This is a genomic window from Vibrio sp. 10N.286.48.B8, assembly GCF_003050085.1.
Classification (GTDB): domain Bacteria; phylum Pseudomonadota; class Gammaproteobacteria; order Enterobacterales; family Vibrionaceae; genus Vibrio; species Vibrio crassostreae.
Genome location: NZ_PIGD01000001.1, coordinates 1 through 18,925, shown reverse-complemented (window position 1 = coordinate 18,925; position 18,925 = coordinate 1). Strand labels below are relative to the sequence as shown.

14 protein-coding genes are annotated in these 18,925 nt (G+C 39.3%); 11 read left to right on the top strand and 3 right to left on the bottom strand.

Annotated features, from left to right (window positions below; genetic code table 11):
* Positions 1-6: 6 nt before the first annotated feature.
* The 8 genes from CWO08_RS00070 to CWO08_RS00035 all read left to right on the top strand — a co-directional run bounded on the left by CWO08_RS00070 (position 7) and on the right by CWO08_RS00035 (position 11,033).
* Positions 7-744, top strand: a complete 738-nt coding sequence (locus CWO08_RS00070; protein WP_102530398.1) for a lipopolysaccharide assembly protein LapB — start codon at positions 7-9, stop codon at positions 742-744.
* Complete coding sequence (locus CWO08_RS00065) at positions 731-1,213, top strand: TadE/TadG family type IV pilus assembly protein (RefSeq protein ID WP_102431315.1); 483 nt, start codon at positions 731-733, stop codon at positions 1,211-1,213. Before CWO08_RS00070 ends, CWO08_RS00065 begins: the two co-directional genes overlap by 14 nt.
* Complete coding sequence (tadF, locus tag CWO08_RS00060; protein WP_102431314.1) at positions 1,203-1,760, top strand: tight adherence pilus pseudopilin TadF; 558 nt, start codon at positions 1,203-1,205, stop codon at positions 1,758-1,760. The genes CWO08_RS00065 and tadF overlap by 11 nt, the downstream gene beginning before the upstream one ends.
* Before the next feature lie 10 nt (positions 1,761-1,770).
* On the top strand, positions 1,771-3,327 hold the full coding sequence (locus tag CWO08_RS00055; RefSeq protein WP_108019377.1) for a pilus assembly protein: 1,557 nt from the start codon (positions 1,771-1,773) through the stop codon (positions 3,325-3,327).
* An 8-nt stretch (positions 3,328-3,335) separates the two neighbouring features.
* Positions 3,336-3,962, top strand: coding sequence for an OmpA family protein (locus CWO08_RS00050; RefSeq protein ID WP_102530396.1), 627 nt, complete (start codon positions 3,336-3,338; stop codon positions 3,960-3,962).
* 515 nt (positions 3,963-4,477) lie between these two features.
* Entirely contained in the window at positions 4,478-7,093 is a 2,616-nt protein-coding gene (locus tag CWO08_RS00045) for an EAL domain-containing protein (protein WP_181360028.1), read from the top strand.
* A gap of 2 nt (positions 7,094-7,095) precedes the next feature.
* A complete protein-coding gene (locus CWO08_RS00040; protein ID WP_102530394.1) occupies positions 7,096-9,099 on the top strand; it encodes an EAL domain-containing protein in 2,004 nt (667 codons plus the stop codon).
* On the top strand, positions 9,096-11,033 hold the full coding sequence (locus CWO08_RS00035; RefSeq protein WP_102530393.1) for a GGDEF domain-containing protein: 1,938 nt from the start codon (positions 9,096-9,098) through the stop codon (positions 11,031-11,033). Before CWO08_RS00040 ends, CWO08_RS00035 begins: the two co-directional genes overlap by 4 nt.
* Positions 11,034-11,604: 571 nt before the next feature.
* On the opposite strand, the gene CWO08_RS00030 is transcribed toward CWO08_RS00035, so the two are convergent.
* Positions 11,605-13,137: a PAS domain-containing methyl-accepting chemotaxis protein gene (locus tag CWO08_RS00030; protein WP_102530392.1), complete on the bottom strand. Its 1,533-nt coding sequence runs from the start codon at positions 13,135-13,137 to the stop codon at positions 11,605-11,607.
* Positions 13,138-13,333: 196 nt separating this feature from the next.
* Here CWO08_RS00030 and CWO08_RS00025 point away from each other — a divergent pair, with 196 nt between their 5' ends.
* Complete coding sequence (locus CWO08_RS00025) at positions 13,334-14,023, top strand: response regulator transcription factor (protein WP_102530391.1); 690 nt, start codon at positions 13,334-13,336, stop codon at positions 14,021-14,023.
* Positions 14,020-15,216, top strand: coding sequence for a sensor histidine kinase KdpD (locus CWO08_RS00020; protein ID WP_102530390.1), 1,197 nt, complete (start codon positions 14,020-14,022; stop codon positions 15,214-15,216). Before CWO08_RS00025 ends, CWO08_RS00020 begins: the two co-directional genes overlap by 4 nt.
* A 46-nt stretch (positions 15,217-15,262) precedes the next feature.
* Here the strand turns inward: CWO08_RS00020 and CWO08_RS00015 are convergent, their stop codons facing one another.
* Positions 15,263-15,850, bottom strand: a complete 588-nt coding sequence (locus tag CWO08_RS00015) for a hypothetical protein (protein WP_133146201.1) — start codon at positions 15,848-15,850, stop codon at positions 15,263-15,265.
* 223 nt (positions 15,851-16,073) lie between these two features.
* Here CWO08_RS00015 and CWO08_RS00010 point away from each other — a divergent pair, with 223 nt between their 5' ends.
* Positions 16,074-16,727, top strand: a complete 654-nt coding sequence (locus CWO08_RS00010) for an outer membrane protein (RefSeq protein ID WP_108019373.1) — start codon at positions 16,074-16,076, stop codon at positions 16,725-16,727.
* Between the two features lie 96 nt (positions 16,728-16,823).
* On the opposite strand, the gene tkt is transcribed toward CWO08_RS00010, so the two are convergent.
* Complete coding sequence (gene tkt / locus CWO08_RS00005; protein ID WP_108019371.1) at positions 16,824-18,815, bottom strand: transketolase; 1,992 nt, start codon at positions 18,813-18,815, stop codon at positions 16,824-16,826.
* Positions 18,816-18,925: the final 110 nt, after the last annotated feature.

Sequence of the window (18,925 nt, the reverse complement as noted above, 5' to 3'; positions counted from 1 at the left end):
GGTCGAATGAATAAAAAGCGCACTTATTTGATGTTGTTAACGCTAAGCCTGTTAGCGGGTTGCCAATCGACACCTACTGAGCAAGAACAACTGTACGCTGATGTGACCAATATGGAGAAGGTTAAAAACTACGATGGTCTTATCAGCTATTACAAATACCAATTGGAGCAGGGCTCGGAAGATCCAGCTGTGAAACAGAGACTGGCCTGGGCATACTTTCACAAAGGTGATATCGAATCGGCAAATTTCTATGTTCAACACCTTCATCAAGAGGGCATCGTTAACCCAAGTTTGTATCAGCTAGAGGGCCAAGTTTTCGATGATAAAAATGACATTGGCCGTGCTATTTCCTCTTATATAAATTCGGTTGAGGCCGGAAACAATTCCGGTCAAATCCACGTATTACTCGGTGTGTCATATGCAAAAATAGGTCAGTACGAAAAAGCATACCAGGAGCTGAGTCTTGCTCGCTTACGTGGCTACGACGACATTGTAATAAAGAATAATATCGCGATGATTCAGATAGCTAATGGTGAGTATCATCAGGCGATTGAAACGTTAGCTCCGGTGTTGAAAGAAGATCCCGCTAATAAGATCGTCAAAGCAAACTTGGCGATAGCATTGATGAAAACGGACAAAGTCAACTCAGCCCAAAAACTACTAAAAGACGACTTTTCGACGCAAGAAATTCAGGCTATTACTGCCGAGCTCACTCAAACGGGAGCGTCTAATGAAGCGCCTTAATAAGCAGAAGGGAGTCACTGCCATTGAGTTTGTATTGGGTGCTCTGGTTCTGTTCTTTGCAACCTTCGCAATTTTCGAGTCGAGCTATCGAATCTACGTCGTGAACATGACCGAGTACTCGCTTAGAGAAACCATCAGAAACGCCAAGATCTATGAGGGTAAAGGGATCAACGAGCAGTACGAGAAAAGGTTCAGAACCTTAATTGAAGATGATGACAACTTATGGCGCTTCTTAATTGACGGTTCACGTTTCTCGATCAAAGGAAGGTATTTTAAAAACTATGATGATTTCGTGGCGAACAGAGGACACGCTGGGCAAAGTTTGAACTTCAACTATGACCTTGCCGAAATCACTATAACCTACCGCTACACGCCGGTCATTATGTTAGCAGGTGCTGCAGATAGAGATATCTCTCGTACCATGGTTTTGAATTTAGAACATGAGGGTTGGAAAGATGATGAGTTGTAAACAACGTGTTTGCTCCGCGTCTCGTCAACAGGGCTCTTTTACCATTGAATTACTGTTTGTACTGATCGCACTTTGGGGTGTTTACCTTTTTGCTGCTGATTTGAGCAATCAATTACTTACCCGCGCAAAGCTTGATCGATCGAGTTTTGCTTTGGTGAATATTATCAAAGAACGCTCTCGTTACTTTGATGGCGATGTGCTAGCCGGGCAAAACGTTTCCGTTACACAGAAAGAATTACGAGATATGGTGAAAGTTGCAAGTCGAATGCTGAATACGCCCGTTAACAATGTTGCCATCAAGATAGAGTCGTTAACCAACAACAATAATGTTGCTGAGTTTAGTAGTAGTAAGTTCAGAAGCTTAAACTGTCAAACCGACTCAATTATTGATCATGCGGATTTAGCGCCGGTAGATAAAGGTGTTGTTTACCCTTTATACCGCGTTAGCCTTTGTGAAGAAGAAAGCTCCTGGTTCAAACCTTTCTTTAACGGCGGTACTAGCACTTCCGTCAAGATTACATCTTCTTCAATCATGCCGGGGAGATAAGGAGATGAAAATGCAGCTTGAACGGAAAATCAATCTCCAGCACCCCAGCCTTCGAAAACAACAAGGGGTTGCTGCGGTATGGATGGGCTTATTACTTGTTCCTATCATGGGAGTAACCTTTTGGGCGGTTGAAGGCACACGCTACGTACAAGAGACCAGTCGCCTAAGAGACTCTGCAGAGGCGGCAGCGATAGCAGTGACCATTGAAGATGAGCTTGATCTAGCGCGCGGGCTAGCGATCCAATATGTCGAGAATTACGTGAGAGACATTAAGTCAACGAATCTTTCTACCCAGAGGTTTCATCAAGCAGAAGATGAGGGAGCAGGAGTTCTTGAATATATCCAATACACGGTTAATGCAAAAACGACGCATGACTCTTGGTTTGCGAGCCGTTTTATCCCTTCATTTGATGAGCAGCAAGTTCTAGCGGGACGGTCTCTTGCTCGAAAGTACTCTACTTATCTTGGTGACAATAACATCGATCTTGCGTTTGTGTTGGACTTCTCTGGCTCAATGGCTCTACGGTGGGGTGTCGACAATACTAAGAAGATCGATGACCTAAAGACTGCAGTTGATCAAATTTCAAGAAAATTGCTTTGCACATCTACTCGTCGGGTATATGTGGAGGGTGAGTGGCAAGAGGTTTGCGCTGAGCCGAAAGAAGCTAATTCCGCAAATAAGTTGCTCAATCGCGTTGGTTTTGCACCTTTTAACGTAAGAACGAGAGAAAAAATTGCAAAATACGATACAAATGTAACGAGTCAGTTAAGTTATAAAAGCAACTATAACAACTATTTGTCGCCATATTCCTACAATGATTTGGATTGGGTTTATTGGAGTCAGTACTCAAAACAACAGATACGCAACTGTGCCTATAATAAGCTTCATTGTGATGAACCAAGACAAGATAATTATGACGCAGCTAGGCGTATCATGGATGTCTTTCGTTTAACCCGCATAACATCGCCGGATGTTTTTGATTACGTTGATTTCCCGACAACTTTGTCGACTATGTTCACCGATAAATCAGCGCTAAAGTCAAATTTCTACCATGCACAAAACAATGCTCTATTTAAATGGCATGGTGCTTCTGACCCAATGCAGTTTTATACGCTACCAATGTCAAATAAGCTGTCTGATGTAGGAGTGATTAATAGAATGTGGCCGTCCGGTGGAACATCGGCATATCAAGGTATATTGAGAGGGCTTCAAATTTTAAATGATGGGAACCCTCACAGCGACAATGCACAAGAGCAACAGGCTTACGATAGTAAGGTAAAGATGCTGTTGATTTTGAGCGATGGGGAAGAGAACCCTCCAAATGGAATCCTCAAAGAGTTGGTTGATAGAGGAATGTGTAACCAAGCGAGAGAGGCCATACCAGGTTTATACATAGGCGTGATTGGTATCGATTTTGATGCGTCTAACCAATTCGGATTCCAAGACTGCGTAGTTGATCCAAATGAAGACATCATTGATGTATCCAATCTAGATGAACTAATTGAAAAGATTGAAGAACTCATCCGTAAAGGCTCAAAAACAAGCGGAACAACTAAGCTGTACTAAAGGAAAATATGAAAAAGTTAATGATCGGCTCCATCGTCCTATCGGCGTTACAATATAGTCTACACGCCAACGCGGAACAAAGTATCAACGTTTATTGCGACACGGCATTCAGTGAATACCAACATAGCGTTAGGGTTGATGATGTGGTGGGTATTGCCCAGCACAGACAGGGCGTTCTACAGATCGAACAGCAATCTGATAGTAGTGCATTGAAGCAAGCCTTAGCCAGACAGTCCAACATGGGTGTGAATCAATCAGGATGTGAGACTTGGATAAGTAACCAAGAGCGTCACGGGCTATTGGCTCGTCTTCACTTTGGGTTTGATCAACACAACTTAACGCCAATGGGCAGCAAAGCCTTAACTCAATTAGCTAGCGAATTGCAGGCTAGTGGCAACTCGGTCACTGTTGATGGGCACACAGACAGCACTGGTGATGAAGGCTACAACCAAGCTTTGGGGCTACAAAGAGCACTTACAACATCAAATGCTTTGGTTGCTGATGGTGTAGAGAAGAATCGCTTGGTTATTCGTTCTTTTGGTGAGGGCAAGCCGATCGCCTCTAATGAGAGTTCAGAGGGAAGAGCAGAGAACAGACGAGCAGAAGTTTGGACATCTACAGGTAATGTCGACTAAATTCATAGCTTAACCTGTCTGTAGCTTGGCTACCTATTGAAATAATGGGAAGTTGACAAAAATGGTGATTTGTCACTTCCCTAAAAATATTATTAACTGCAAGTAATATACGCAGCATCCTGTATTAAAGTTCGTAATGCGCACATTAGTTGCAAAGAGTGCTCGTTTATTGCGAGAGCAAGTATCAGCCCTCAACTTGGCTGTATGCTAAAAGAAAACCGCCTCACAGTGTTGCTGGATGTCACCTGTCATGGAGCCGTTACCACCCCACCTATTTTCAGCTTTAACGTTATTTTAATTAAGATTTGTCACCTCAAAATTCCTCTTTTTGTACAACCTTCTTCCGAGAGCTAAATTTTCGCTTAACTTTCCTTAAGTTACATTAGTTTTTATGGGGGGAGGGCTTCGGTAATCTCTAGGTTATTTTTATCCACTCCGGAACCTGTTAGATGCGAATGAACGAATCGTATGTATATAAAAGTGTGTTGATCGCATTTATATATTGCGTGCTCTCGGTGAGTAAGAGTTTTGCCACGAATATTTTCAATGAGACTCCAACTGTGTATGAAGACTTTAAGACCTTACGAGTTGGGGTCATCACAGGCAGCGCTTCCGATAAGCATGTGAGTGATACAGGTAAAAAGCGAGTTTACGAAAAGTATTTGGATAGCTTAGAGAAATATTTACCACCAGGAATACGAGTAGAGTTACTAAAAGCACCACTAAGTGAACTTTTAGACTTAGCAAAAAGAGGTGCAGTTCATGCGGTATTCGACTTATCCAAAAATGAACGGCGAGAAGATACTTTCTCATTCACTAACCCTATCCGTGATGAGATTGTTTTCATATATAGCAAGTTAGACTTTGAAGAAGGTTTTCAAAGAGGCGATGAAGTATATGCGTTGAAAGGCTCAACTTGGGGAGAGGACGCACAGAGCTACTTACATTCAATTGGCCTTCGTAATAAGGTCTACTATGTAGAAAGCATGTCGGATCTTTATAGCAAACCAATCTTTGTAGCGGGTAACACAAGTTTACTAAAACTATATCCACATAAGGCACCTATTACGTCTAATAAATCAATACATGTTGGAATTATAAAACAATACGCTGATTTTTTATTAGACCCTTTTAACTCGGCATTATCGGATGTCGGGGATATATATTTAGAAGAGGAAATAAAAAATAGTAAATTGGTCGAGGTGGATTTAATTGTAGATGTCGATGTAAGGCCATTTTTTAGTCATGACAATAATGACGTCTCCGTGCTTTCAAAATATCAATATTTATCGAATCAAATGGGGATTTTGAAAATAGCACCGAGAGAGTGTGACGATGAAGAGTGCGAGCTAGGAAGTAATAAATTATCACGTCTTACAATTTATGCAGAAGATCTATTACAGGATTTCTATGTTACTGAGAGCATAGGCTTGTTAAAGCAGAGTCTGTTTACATTAGAAGACAATGAGCAAATAGGTCGTGTCGGTGTGTTGCAACGAAACGAGCGGGTAGCATATCAATATGGTAGAGAGACGATATCTTATAAGTGCTCGAATGATTTGATTGAGGGTTTTGAAAACGGAGAGGTTAATGGATTTATAGCTAGTGATTTAGATGGTCATTTAGCTATGGCTAACCTCGGCTATGAACAATATAAAAATCAACTGGTTGGTTATGAGTCTGTTGTGTTTGCAATACCTAAAAATATGAAAGACTCAAAAGTCATTTATGACTCTATATCAGACTTGATTGCTACCGCTAAAAGTACAGGGTTTATTGATAGAGAAGATGTGGCTAATACATATATGATTGAGGAGACGACACAGGGTAAATTAGTCGAACGGCGAAAGTTGCACATAACATATATCATATCGTTAGTGTTGATTTTGACTCTTTGTGCGTACCGAATAAAAAGTTATTTCTCCGACGGCATCAATGGATTATACAATAAGAGAATGATCAATCTATTTTATAGAAAGAAGAATCATAGTCATATTGTATTTATAAGGGTGAATAATAATTATGATGATGTAAATGACTTATCTAGGCATCGTAACGATAGTGTAGTTCTACTTACAAAGCAACTTGCCCCTTTTAAGTGTATTAACTATAAAGCCTTTAGGTACCTAGATGATGCTATTATTATTTTTGTCGACTGTCATGATGATATGTTGATTTATCAGTGTATAGATGAAGTTTCTCATCAAATTTCAAAGTATCACCTAATTATAGATGTGGGTATAAAAGAAACCACAGGGGACTGCTGCTCTGATATTAAATTATCAAGCTCTGCGATGCTGGTAAACAGTGCTGAAAAAAACAAAAATTATTGCCATTACGAGTACTCTCAAATAGCTAAGAGCTATATGGATAATAGGTTAGTAGAAAATTCAATCAATGAATCTCTGATTAATGAAGGATTTGATTGTTATTTTCAGCCCAAAATCAAGTTAGATAGCAGTGAGATGTATGGTGTCGAGGTACTAGCGAGGTTAAGCGTTAATAATCAGACTATTTCACCTGATATATTTGTTTCAATATTAGAGTCGAAGAAAAAGATTCATAATCTTGATTATATCATGATTAAGAAAACGATTGATTATATCTATGAAAAATCAATGTTTGATGTAAACTTTTCTGTCAATGTTAGTTCAAAAAGTATTGCGAGTGATGATTTTAGAGAAAAAGTATTAGCTCTGATCTCAATTAACAATGATTTAGATAATATTGAGTTTGAGATAACAGAAACATTGACTAGAGAGTGCTTCGACCTCGTTCAAAAATTTATACTTGAGGTGAGAGAAATATCTAGCATAAAATTCTCACTCGACGATTTTTCTACAGGGAATTCGTCGTTGCTAGTACTAGATAAAATACACTTTGACACGGTTAAAATGGATAGAAGCATTTTGGAAATACTTAGAAAAAACGAAGGTGGATATAATCACATAAAAGAAATTGTCAATTATATAAAAAGCAAGGAAAGCACTGTGTGTGTTGAAGGTATTGAAGATAAAGATGATTTGGCAATTGCTCGCGAACTGAATGCCGACTTTGGGCAAGGGTGGTATTACGGTAAGCCAATGAATAAAATTGAGTTTTACGATATCTATAAAAAGTTTTTGGTATAAATATGAGTAAAAAATTAGAGAGTAATCTGTTGTTAGGTATCTGTAATGTCATGGTTACATTGATTCCTATTCCTATTATATCAGGTATTTTTGCTCTATTATCACATGCATTTTCTATAACTGGTAATCACAGTATTTCATCGAATTTGTTTTTTGCATATAGAACGGTTCAAGATTTATATCCAGTTCTATTATGTGTGTATTTTTCACTCTTTCTATGCAATAAGTATAAAATATCTAGAGCTCTTGTAATTACACCCTCAATTTCAGTTATGTTTATACTTTCTGATTTGCTGATGGTTGACAATAATCAAATTAACCTTATGCAAACATTTATGTCATCAGCAGTGTTTATATCAATAGTTATTCCTATATTTATAGCTAAAACATTGCGTAAAATAAATGATATGGGCTTGTTTTTTCGTTCGAACTTACCATTAGCAATTGAGCAAACGATGAATTTAGTGATCTGGACTATTTGTATGATCACAACATTTGTTATTGGGTTTTATAGTGTGTATGTATTATTTAGCGCGATATATGATTTATTCTCAGAATTTTTTGAAGGGCAATCTTGGGAAGTGCCGGAGTACTTGAGCCTTGTTACTTACATAATTCTCAAAAACATGTTTTGGTTTTTTGGAGTTAATGGTGGTAATTTTATCGGTACTTATGAGTCATATGTGCCTGATGGTTCTGTAATTCTTACAAGCTTCATTGATCAATATTCATCAATAGGAGGATCAGGAAGCACCCTGAGCTTGGTCATATGTATGATTTTAAGTGCTAATGAACGTTACCGAACTGTGGGAGCGATTTCATTGGTATTAAGCATATTTAACATCAATGAACTTGTTATTTTTGGTGTTCCTATAATGCTTAATCCGTTTATGATGATACCGTTTATGCTAGCACCTGTTGTTGAACTGTCATTGTCATATTGCTTGTTAGAGTTCGGGATTATTGAGCCAGTCTACGAGAGTTACTCTTGGATGATGCCAGTATTTTATAATACTTATATTTTCAACGGATGGGCATCTAATGAAATGTTGGTTCAACTGTTAAACCTAGTAATTGGAATGTTAATTTATTATCCTTTTTTTAGGAGAATCAGTCGACTAACTCTGAATTCTAGTTCGAAGGTAACTAATGACAAGTTTTTTGACTATGAAGATAGTCGCCAATCAGTCGGTGTAAGTGACGTAGTAGGGCAGATAAATAAAAACATTTCAGCTCAGCGTAGAATCGAAAAACTTCAGTCTACGGGGAGTTTTGAGCTGTTTTATCAGCCTATCTGTGACAACAACTCAAGAGAAGTTGTTTCTGCAGAAGCATTAATTCGTCATAAATCAATAGAGGGTGTGATAACGCCACCAACATTTATCTCCGATTTTCACCTTACTGGTATGATCGTTGATCTAGATTTATGGGTAATCAATCGAGCATTATCGGATGTTAACTCTCTACAAAAGAGTAGCAAGACGGAGATAGAAAACATTTCAATCAATGTTTCACCTTCAACATTTTTGTCTGGAAACTTTAAGAAAGAGTTTGTTGATATTGTAAATAAAAATAACTTTGATTATAGAAAAATAACATTAGAAATAACGGAAGATGTCCTAATAAATAATGAGTCTCGCACAGTTCTACAAATATCAGAACTTAGAGATTTAGGTGTATCTATAGCTTTAGATGATTTTGGTTCTGGCTACTCTTCATTAGGTTACCTCTCTAAGTATAAGTTTGATAAGGTTAAAATCGATAGAATATTGACTAAAAATGTTGATTCAAGTATCGGACAAGAAATATTTACCCTTACCATACAGATGGTTAAGGCGTTAGGTGCTATTACTGTTGTTGAAGGGGTTGAAAACCGAAGTCAATTGAACCTAATTAATAATTTAGGCCCTTGCTTAGTCCAAGGTTACTATTTTTATAAACCTATGGACTTAACGTCATTTGTAAATCTTTTGAACTTAGGTAGTAAACGTGAGGTATATAAATGATGATTAGGTTATTTGTTATTTTATTCGTTACGCTTTGGGTTCCTTTTACGTATTCTAATACATTGAAAATTGGTGTTGCTGGTGATGATATTGTAGTAGATGAAACTCTAAAAAAATTATCGATGGATACTGGAATAAGGTTCGAGGTTTTGAGGTTTAATAGTTATGAATCTACAATTAAAGCGTTAAAATTGAATAAAATAGATTTTATATCAAACATAAATTTTACTGCAGAGCGCGATAAATTTCTCGATTTTACCCTTCCATTTTCAGTGGATTACTCTTTTGTATTTAGTAATATTCCCATTATTAACAGTCATGTGGACGAGTTTGTTGTCAAAAAGGGAAGCGCATATCCAGATTTTTTAAGACGAGCAGACGCAAATTTAAAGATCAGTTCTTATGGACATTCCGAGAAAGTTTCTTCGATTTTGAGAAGTAACAAAAACATAGCTGTTCTTGGCAGCCTCAATGAACTTGAAGAGCTACTATCTAAAGGTTATTACGCACAAAGGCTTCTCAAATCATGGTTTGTTCCACCTGCTGGTTTTGCATCTCTAAAAGGAAAGCATAGCGATTACATTTCTTTATTAAATAAAGCTATTGATAAAAATCAATATTTATCTAGATCCTTACGTTTTGTTGAAGACTGGGAGAACGCACTTCGTATATCGGCCTTGAGGACGTCTGTTAGCCTGCATGGGCTCAATACCGCACCAGTTATAAACTATAAGTCGGAGGATCTCTACAAAGATGGGATAGTAAGAGATTCAAGTGTGAGTCGGATTGCTGTCGAGAGAGCCTGCGATTTACTTGGCTTTGAGTGTAAATTTACGAATGACATTGATGAATCTTGGGAGAGCATCTATTCCAGTCTTAAGAAACAGGAGATAGACATGATTTCATCGATGGCCGTATCACAAGAGCGAGAAGCACACTTTAACTTTAGTGAAATTTATTATTACCCCAATGTATATTTTGTTAGTGATATTTCGAACAGTGATCGCGAGCTAAGTTTGTCTGAAGTAGTCTCTGAGCGTATCGGTGTGATTAAGGGAGACTATTTTGAACAGCTGTTAAAAGAGTTATTAGTAGGTAAGTCTTTATACCTTTATGAAACACAAGATGATCTAACTACAGCATTAATAGAGGGACATATTGATATTATGCCTATAGGCTCGGCGAATTTTCATAAATTGATGTTTGAATCAGATTATAAACTGCCGATTGAGGTCATGAGAAAATTCAAACTTCCAATCGAATATGGCATCGCTGCTGCTTTTCAAAATAACAAACAAGGTGAAGCCTATGCAAAACTTTTCTCTGAAGCATTGCAAATCGTTGATTTCCAGAAGTTAATTGGTCGCTATAATTATAGGAAGAACTGGCGAACATCTATGGTCGAGGTTCAGAATCTTGTGATCATTGGCTCGGCAATTATTGCTATAGCTGGCGTTGTTATGTTTGTAATCATTATTGCACTATACAAAGAGTCACTGACTGATCAGTTAACAGATCTAGGTAATAGGAGAGCACTTTATCGTAAAGGCAAAAATCGCCTCCCGAAAAACTCGGTCTTACTTTATGTCGATATTGATGAATTTAAGTATATTAACGATAATTATGGTCATGAGGCTGGAGATCGTATACTCGCGAGATATGCACAGATTATCTCTTCAATGTGGCCGGGAAACGCATACCGAATCGGTGGAGATGAGTTTATTCTGATATGCGATAAAGTTACTCCAGGCTTGAGTGGTATTGTTACTCAGTTAAGGTGTTTCCAGATCAATCTTGATGGAATACAAATGAATATTGAGGCTTCACTAGGTTGCTTGATTGTTGATATGGATAAGTTATCTTTGGGGCAAGCGCTTGCAGTGGTCGATAAGCGCATGTATCAAGATAAGAAAAGTAAGTGTCAAAATATCTAAGATTGATAGTTAGTGTTGTTTTAACACTGTTTAGAGGAGGCTGTGAAGCGAAGTAATTCATTTGACTGTTGTCTCACAATCATACTGCTTCATGTCTCTTTTTCTTTGTAATTAACATTTTTAGAGTATTAAGAAACTCATTTAAACCCATCAGCCATTCTGACCTATTCGGGGTGTTTGGTATTAATAAGTTTTACATAGTTCAAATAGTCGAGGAATATTGTAACGACGTAACAGGTTAAATATTTCGAGGTATAGCGATACTTACTTATGTACACGCTTAGATTAGGCTCTGTATTGTTGAATATATTTCACGCCGAACGGGGCAATGTCTAGCCTAAGTCTGCCAAGTTTTTACTTTTGCTTGCCAACACATTTAGGTTGCCGAACTTATTGTGAATATTGAACTTGTATTTGAGAACGAAGCCTAATTTTTTTGGGGGGGGAGGTATTATTTATTAGGAGAAGACCACCATGCCAATGAGTCAGGATTCGCTACCTACTGGCATGGTGATTACGATGGTGAAAAGCTAGGGTTAAAAAACCTTGGATTGAGCTTTGTTAAGCTATATTAAACTTGCCTAAATTGAGCAACTAAGTTTTGTTGGTCTTCTAGATATTGAGTCAGTTGGTCACTTGACTTGGTACTAGATTCGGCAGCAAGCTGATTTTCAACCGATTTGTCATATATCTGTTGTATCGACTGGTTCATTTCGTGGCTAACTGAAGTCATCTCTTCAATAGCGGTTGCAATTTGAATGCTTCTATCGGATATGTTGTTCACGTTTAGTAATGCATCATTAAGCTCTCGCTCTGTTTCGTCAGAAGCCTCGATACATGAGCTAGATGCAACAATAGCGTCATCTATTAACATTGCGGCTTTATGAGTTTGACTTTGAATTTCAGACGTCAGAGTGGTGATTTTTAAGGTTGCATTTTGGCTTTGCTGTGAAAGAGTTCTCACTTCGTCTGCTACCACCGCAAACCCTTTACCATGTTCTCCTGCGCGAGCAGCTTCAATTGCAGCATTTAGCGCTAACAGTTTTGTTTGTTCTGAAACTTTACATATCAAGTCCACGACTTCGTCTATGCTGTCGAGCTTTTCGACTAGCTTGATAATAGAGCTAGATGTTTGAGTTAATTCATCAGAGACTCGTGATATGTGTTGTGCTGTTTCGTTGACTGCTTTTTTACATTTGTCTACTGACTCTATAGAAGTTTCTGCATTTCTCGATGTGCTAGACGCGTTCTCAGCAATTTCTGAAATCGCACTGCCCATTTCAGTGATCGCGGTTGCGGTTTGTGATAATTGATCGTTTTGCTGACTAATATTAGTCAATGTAATATTAGCAGCAGTCATATTGTCTTTCGCAGTATTTAGCGTATCTGTATTGGAGGCTTGGATTCTTCCTACTACGGCGTTTAACTCTGACTTACGCATTTTTAGTGCAAGTTCAATTTGGCTAACATCATCTAGACTACCGGTATATATTAACTGTGCTAGAGGGTTGTCATAAATTTTCTGCGCATTTTTTGTTAACTTATCTAGTCGTCTTGTTAAAACAAAAGTCGATGTCATATGTAGCGTAAATAGCCCAAAAGCTAAACTATAATTCACCGGTGTTGCGTAGGCCAGCGCCAAGAATAAAGGAGAATTCGATAGCGTTATTTTTTGCCAAAGCTTTAGCTTTGGTAGTGATAATCTTTTTATCTTTTCTCCATTATTTAGGCGTTTGTATATGTTGTTAGCTCTGCAAACATTCTCCTGATCTGCAATTAGACGAACAGATTGGTACTCTACAGTTTTTCCATTCAATTTAATTGGGGTTGCATATGCATCCACCCAATAGTAATCGCCGTTTTTAGTTCTATTCTTTACGAGGCCCATCCAAGATTTTCCAGATTGCAAATGCGACCACATATCTTTAAATGCAGCTTTTGGCATATCCTTATGACGAACCAAGTTATGTGGTTGCCCTTTTAGTTCTTCATAACTAAAACCCGCAACGGTACAGAAATTGTCACTGGCATAAGTAATATAGCTATGTAAATCTGTTGTTGATAGTAAGTTAAAACTAGCAGGAAAAGTTATTTCTTTGCTCAATTGATATGACCCCCGTCAAATTATTATTCACGTCAAATTACATCACTTGTACTCGTATCGATAGTAATCGAGTTAAAGAGTAATGAAGTAACGACGCAGCATAAGTCAGAGGTTATCTTATATTGGCTTAAAGAAACCTAAGCTAGTTTAAGGTATACTTTTAGCTGTTTAGTAAGCATAAAAAGAGGTTGGTTAAATGTTAGACATATTAATTATTGAAGACGATAACGAGTTGAGAGAAATGCTCAGTTACTTACTGTCAATTGTTGAGGGGTTTAACGTTGATTCTTTAGCAACGGGAGAAGGAGCGATAGAGCACATTGAATCAAAAAAGCCTAGGTTAATTTTGTTAGATATACAACTTCCCGGGCAATCTGGTTTGGAAATCCTAAGCGAAGTAAAACGAAAAAATATACCGTCTGCGATTATCATGATGACAGCCAATGATAGTGAATTATGTGAGACGAATTCTCTTGTGTTAGGTGCGCATGATTACGTTTCGAAGCCTATTCGCAGTAATGTACTAGTAGAGCGTATTAAACGTCAACTAAGTGCGGTTGACAAAAAAGCAACTATCTCTTGTGATTCAAACAACTTCTACTTGCGCGAGCAAGATTCAGCTCTTATTTATAACGACATTGTTGTTAGCTTGATCCCTTCAGAATACGAACTAGTCGAGGTTTTAATCGATGCAAATATGCCTATGATGGTTAGTGATATTTTCGAGAAGATTCATGGGTTTAGTTACCATGTCGAAGATCGCTCTATTTATATGCGTATTTCATCATTACGTAAAAAGTTACTTCGTTACTTACCCGAGGTACAGCTAATTAAAAATCGAAGGGCTAAAGGGTTCTATTTAGCGTATCCAGTGAGCAAGTTATGAATGCTTTTTTGTCTCAAATCGTTGCATCCGTTGTTATAGGCTATTTGATTAGTTCTGTGTTGTCTTTTAGCCTTATTATGCCCTTGAAAAAAGATGCAGAGCGTGAGCTCAACCTTAAACGTGTTGAAATGGTTATTGAAGGTTTCATTGAACATGATCAGAGCCGACAAATAGATGCTGATAATGTTTGGCGATTTCAGTGTGACGTTGTTTCAGATACTGACAAAATTCAATCGAAAGGCGACATCCATACCATTGTAAAACGTTACGATACTGACCGTTTTATTCTCGGTGCTTTTAACAGTAAAGCATATCAGGATGACGCACACGTTAAGCGACTTAGGTGGTTAGGTTTACTTGATGGTTTGTTACAGGTTACTTGTACATTATTTGTTCTCTTGATATCACTGAGGACCTGGTCGAATGGCTTGAAAGAAATGCAGCGATTATCAACCGAGTATATGAAAGGAAATTTTTCGAGTCGCGCTTGTAGAACAGGCCCTGAACCTATTCGTAACTTAATCGATAACCAGCATATCATGGCAGAATCTCTGACTAGCTTGATAAACAAACAAAAAGTTATTTATGCATCTTTGCCACACGACATTCGTACTCCGCTAGCTTCGATTCAACTGACTAGTGATATGCTCCTTTATGAACAAGGTGATAATCAGTATCTGACAAAGAAATTGGCAACTCAAGTTGATAGTTTGAACACCTTATGTGAGAGCAGTTTGTATTTGTTTAAATTGATGAACGGAGATATCCAAGCGGTAAAAAGACAAGTTAACCTGCAAACTATTCTATCATCGTTCAACAATGTTCTTGGTTCACATCAAACGTTAACAACATATGGATGTGATACGTTGGTACAGACAGATAGCGCTATCGTAAGAATTGTATTTCTCAACATTATCTCGAATGCGTTGAAGCATGCTAAAACAGAAATCATGGTCTCTTTAGCTCGTTATCCCAAACATGACGTACTACGTTTTTGCGATGATGGTTGTGGCATAGAAGAGAAAATCATCAGCGCGTTCAATGCGGGGACGCTAGGGGAAATTAAATCACAGCAAGGATATGGTATTGGATTAATACTCATATCTGAGTTGACGAAGGTTTTAGATGGGATTGTTTTGCTTTCAAACAGTAACGTTGGAGGAAAAGTCACACTCGTGATTCGTAGAGGGTAGTCTTGCTGCTAGGAGGAAGTGTACTTCCTCCTAAGAACCCTATACGTTATGCGTCTTTTAGACGGTTAAGTGTGTCAATAAACTGATCAATAGAACGATGGTTCGATAAATTTACGCTGAATTTGCCATTGACGACAAATGCGGGAATTGCCGAGATTCGGGCGGTCTCTGTTAGATTTATAGAGTCGTGGATCATTGATTCGACTTCAACGAGTTGATCTTCTGACAACTGCTGTGTATTGAGCAATTTAAAATCAGAAAATAATAAATCAGCATCCGAAAGCCTCAGTTCACCAGTTGATTGTACGATCGCAAATAGTTCGTAAAGCAAAGCATGCGGAACCGGGTCGACTTGCACTTTAGCTGTATAGTAAAGCCTTGCCGAAGTTTCAGTCAGATCATCAAAAACCGCGTGGATAAGGTTGATTTCTAGCTCTTTTAGTCGACTATTTTTTTCGAACAGTGTAGACATGTTCCAACACGGATTACACGTCAATGAGAAGAATTTGTCTATCGATTTATCAGAAGAATAAGCTTCAGCTAAAGGCGTATAAAGTTCTTTTTCGAAAAAAGCTGCATTGGCGCTGCTACAGGAAAGCATTATTGTAAATGTAGTGAATAGTCTTCTAAGCATGTCGTTACCATTGTTGATTAATTACTCTATCCGATCCTATATTGCGGTACTTTTAAGTTCTTTAAGTAAATGTAAGAAGCCAAGCGTATGCACAGATGGTGTTGGTTTGCATAACAAGGAAGTGGGAATGTCTATTTGTAAAAATTTGAAACAAAAATAAAACACCGTTCAATTGTGATTGAGTTACACTTCCTGTATTCCACTTCAAAGTTAGAGCATCAGTATGCGCCCCCTTATTGTTACTATCATTTGCTTGAGTTTTATGAGCGTCCCTTGTTTGGCGTCAAAAGGATCCAATTACCTTTATACGGGCTATCAGAATACGCGAGTGAGTGATGATGGTTTTCAAGATTACTTTGATGGCGCCTACAATAATTCAGGAAGTAAGCAGCTTTACGGTGGTTATTTCGGTGGAAACTATGCTTTAAACGATGCTGTATTCTTAGGTTTTGATTCGTCTGCGACGACACGCTCTTCGACGACACTGTCTGATTTTTCTGTTCAGTTGGGTTGGTATCATCCTATTACTTCGCAGGTTGAGCTTTACGCTTCTGGCGGGGTGAATTGGGTTATGCCGCAGAGACGTTCGTCGTGCCGTAATGACACCATTTGGGAACCGTGTGATCGAGAGACCATTAAAAATTACGATGAGGGTTTTATTGGTGAGGCGGGGGCGGTCGTTTCACTCAATGATCGTTGGTCACTGCAACCTTTTTATCGCTATTCAGATACCCATCAACATGGTCTAAATAATTTCGGGATTGTGAGTTCAGTTGATATTCTTTCTTGGCTCGCTGTCGATGCTGGATATGACCATACTTATAGCAAAAACCTAAAGCAGAATACGATTCGAGTGGGGGCGCGGTTTACGTTTTAGCGGCTAAAGGCGCAAAGATACAAAAAAGCCCCGCATTTTCATGCGGGGCTTTCTGTATGCATCAACCCATTTGAGGGCGAGACACTGTATTCAAGATTAAGCTAGAAGCTCTTTCGCTGTGTTTACTACGTTTTCAGTAGTGAAACCGAACATATTGAATAGCTCACCTGCTGGTGCAGATTCGCCGAACGTTGTCATACCGATGATCTTGCCACCGAAACCAACGTATTTGTACCAGAAGTCAGCGATGCCAGCTTCTACAGCGATACGAGCAGTTACGTCAGATGGAAGTACAGACTCACGGTACTGCGCGTCTTGCTTGTCAAATGCGTCAGTTGCAGGCATAGATACTACGCGTACTTTCTTACCTTCAGCCGTTAGTTCAGCAGCAGCGTTAACCGCTAGTTCAACTTCAGAACCTGTTGCGATAAGGATAAGCTCAGGTTTGCCTTCACAATCTTTCAGGATGTAACCACCCTTAGCGATATTAGCTACTTGCTCAGCGTCACGATCTTGCTGTGCAAGGTTTTGACGAGAGAAGATAAGTGCAGAAGGACCATCTTTACGCTCGATTGCTAGTTTCCAAGCAACAGCAGACTCAACTTGGTCACATGGACGCCACGTGCTCATGTTTGGCGTTAGACGTAGAGAAGCGATCTGCTCAACTGGTTGGTGAGTTGGACCATCTTCGCCTAGGCCGATAGAATCGTGTGTGTAAACTTGGATGTTCTGAGTTTTCATCAGAGCAGCCATACGCATAGCGTTACGAGCGTATTCCATGAACATTAGGAAGGTTGCGCCGTATGGTACGAAACCACCGTGCAGAGCGATACCGTTCATGATCGCCGTCATACCGAATTCACGTACACCGTAGTGGATGTAGTTACCAGAGAAGTCGTTTGCTTCAAGAGACTTAGAACCAGACCACATAGTCAGGTTAGAAGGCGCAAGGTCAGCAGAGCCACCCATGAATTCTGGTAGCATAGCACCGAATGCTTCTAAAGCATTTTGAGACGCTTTACGTGAAGCGATGTTTGCTGGGTTAGCTTGTAGGTCAGCAATGATTGCGTTTGCTTTCTCTTCCCATTCAGCAGGAAGATCACCGTTTACGCGGCGTTTGAATTCAGCTGCCAGCTCAGGGTATGCTGCTTCATAAGCTGCAAGTTTCTCGTTCCACGCTGCTTCCTTAGCTGCGCCTGCTTCTTTCGCATCCCACTCTGAGTAAACTTCCGACGGAATTTCAAAAGGACCGTGCTCCCAACCTAATTCTTTACGTGTTGCTGCAATTTCTTCAGCGCCTAATGGTGCACCGTGACAGTCGTGCGTACCTGCTTTGTTTGGAGAACCAAAGCCAATCACTGTTTTAGTACAGATTAGAGTAGGGCGAGGGTCTGCTTTAGCTGCTTCAATCGCTGCGTTGATAACGTCAGAGTCGTGGCCATCTACTGATGGGATTACGTGCCAGCCGTAAGCTTCGAAACGCTTAGGTGTATCGTCAGAGAACCAACCTTCCACTTCACCATCGATAGAGATACCGTTGTCATCCCAGAAAGCAACTAGCTTACCAAGACCTAGCGTACCCGCTAGAGAACATGCTTCGTGAGAGATACCTTCCATCAGACAGCCATCACCCATGAATGCATAAGTGTAGTGGTCTACGATGTCGTGGCCTTCTTTGTTGAACTGTGCCGCTAGCGCTTTCTCTGCCATAGCCATACCAACAGCGTTAGTGATGCCTTGACCTAGAGGACCAGTCGTTGTTTCGATACCTGGTGCGTAACCGTACTCTGGGTGACCTGGAGTCTTAGAGTGCAGTTGGCGGAAGTTCTTAAGATCTTCAATTGAAAGCTCGTAACCTGCAAGGTGAAGCAGAGAGTAAATCAGCATAGAGCCGTGGCCGTTAGACAGGATAAAACGGTCGCGGTCTGCCCACTCTGGGTTTGCTGGGTTGTGGTTTAGGTGAGAACGCCAAAGTACTTCAGCGATGTCAGCCATACCCATAGGTGCGCCTGGGTGACCAGAGTTTGCTTGTTGTACGCCGTCCATGCTTAGAGCACGAATAGCGTTAGCTAGATGTTTGCGATTCATAAGAACTTCCGAATAAAAATTAAGAAAAACAAAATTGATAAAAGTAGGGGAACTGAACGTTCCCCTATTTGTAATTGGTAAGAGTGATTACAGCTTAGCTGCGATCATGT

What these genes read in the sequence shown, in the direction of transcription:
- CWO08_RS00040 (WP_102530394.1), top strand. Translation starts at nt 7,096, where the DNA reads ATGAGTAAAAAATTAGAGAGTAATCTGTTGTTAGGTATCTGTAATGTC.
- CWO08_RS00070 (WP_102530398.1), top strand. Translation starts at nt 7, where the DNA reads ATGAATAAAAAGCGCACTTATTTGATGTTGTTAACGCTAAGCCTGTTA.
- tkt (WP_108019371.1), bottom strand. Translation starts at nt 18,815, where the DNA reads ATGAATCGCAAACATCTAGCTAACGCTATTCGTGCTCTAAGCATGGAC.
- CWO08_RS00055 (WP_108019377.1), top strand. Translation starts at nt 1,771, where the DNA reads ATGCAGCTTGAACGGAAAATCAATCTCCAGCACCCCAGCCTTCGAAAA.
- CWO08_RS00020 (WP_102530390.1), top strand. Translation starts at nt 14,020, where the DNA reads ATGAATGCTTTTTTGTCTCAAATCGTTGCATCCGTTGTTATAGGCTAT.
- CWO08_RS00065 (WP_102431315.1), top strand. Translation starts at nt 731, where the DNA reads ATGAAGCGCCTTAATAAGCAGAAGGGAGTCACTGCCATTGAGTTTGTA.
- CWO08_RS00035 (WP_102530393.1), top strand. Translation starts at nt 9,096, where the DNA reads ATGATGATTAGGTTATTTGTTATTTTATTCGTTACGCTTTGGGTTCCT.
- CWO08_RS00010 (WP_108019373.1), top strand. Translation starts at nt 16,074, where the DNA reads ATGCGCCCCCTTATTGTTACTATCATTTGCTTGAGTTTTATGAGCGTC.
- CWO08_RS00050 (WP_102530396.1), top strand. Translation starts at nt 3,336, where the DNA reads ATGAAAAAGTTAATGATCGGCTCCATCGTCCTATCGGCGTTACAATAT.
- tadF (WP_102431314.1), top strand. Translation starts at nt 1,203, where the DNA reads ATGAGTTGTAAACAACGTGTTTGCTCCGCGTCTCGTCAACAGGGCTCT.
- CWO08_RS00015 (WP_133146201.1), bottom strand. Translation starts at nt 15,850, where the DNA reads ATGCTTAGAAGACTATTCACTACATTTACAATAATGCTTTCCTGTAGC.
- CWO08_RS00025 (WP_102530391.1), top strand. Translation starts at nt 13,334, where the DNA reads ATGTTAGACATATTAATTATTGAAGACGATAACGAGTTGAGAGAAATG.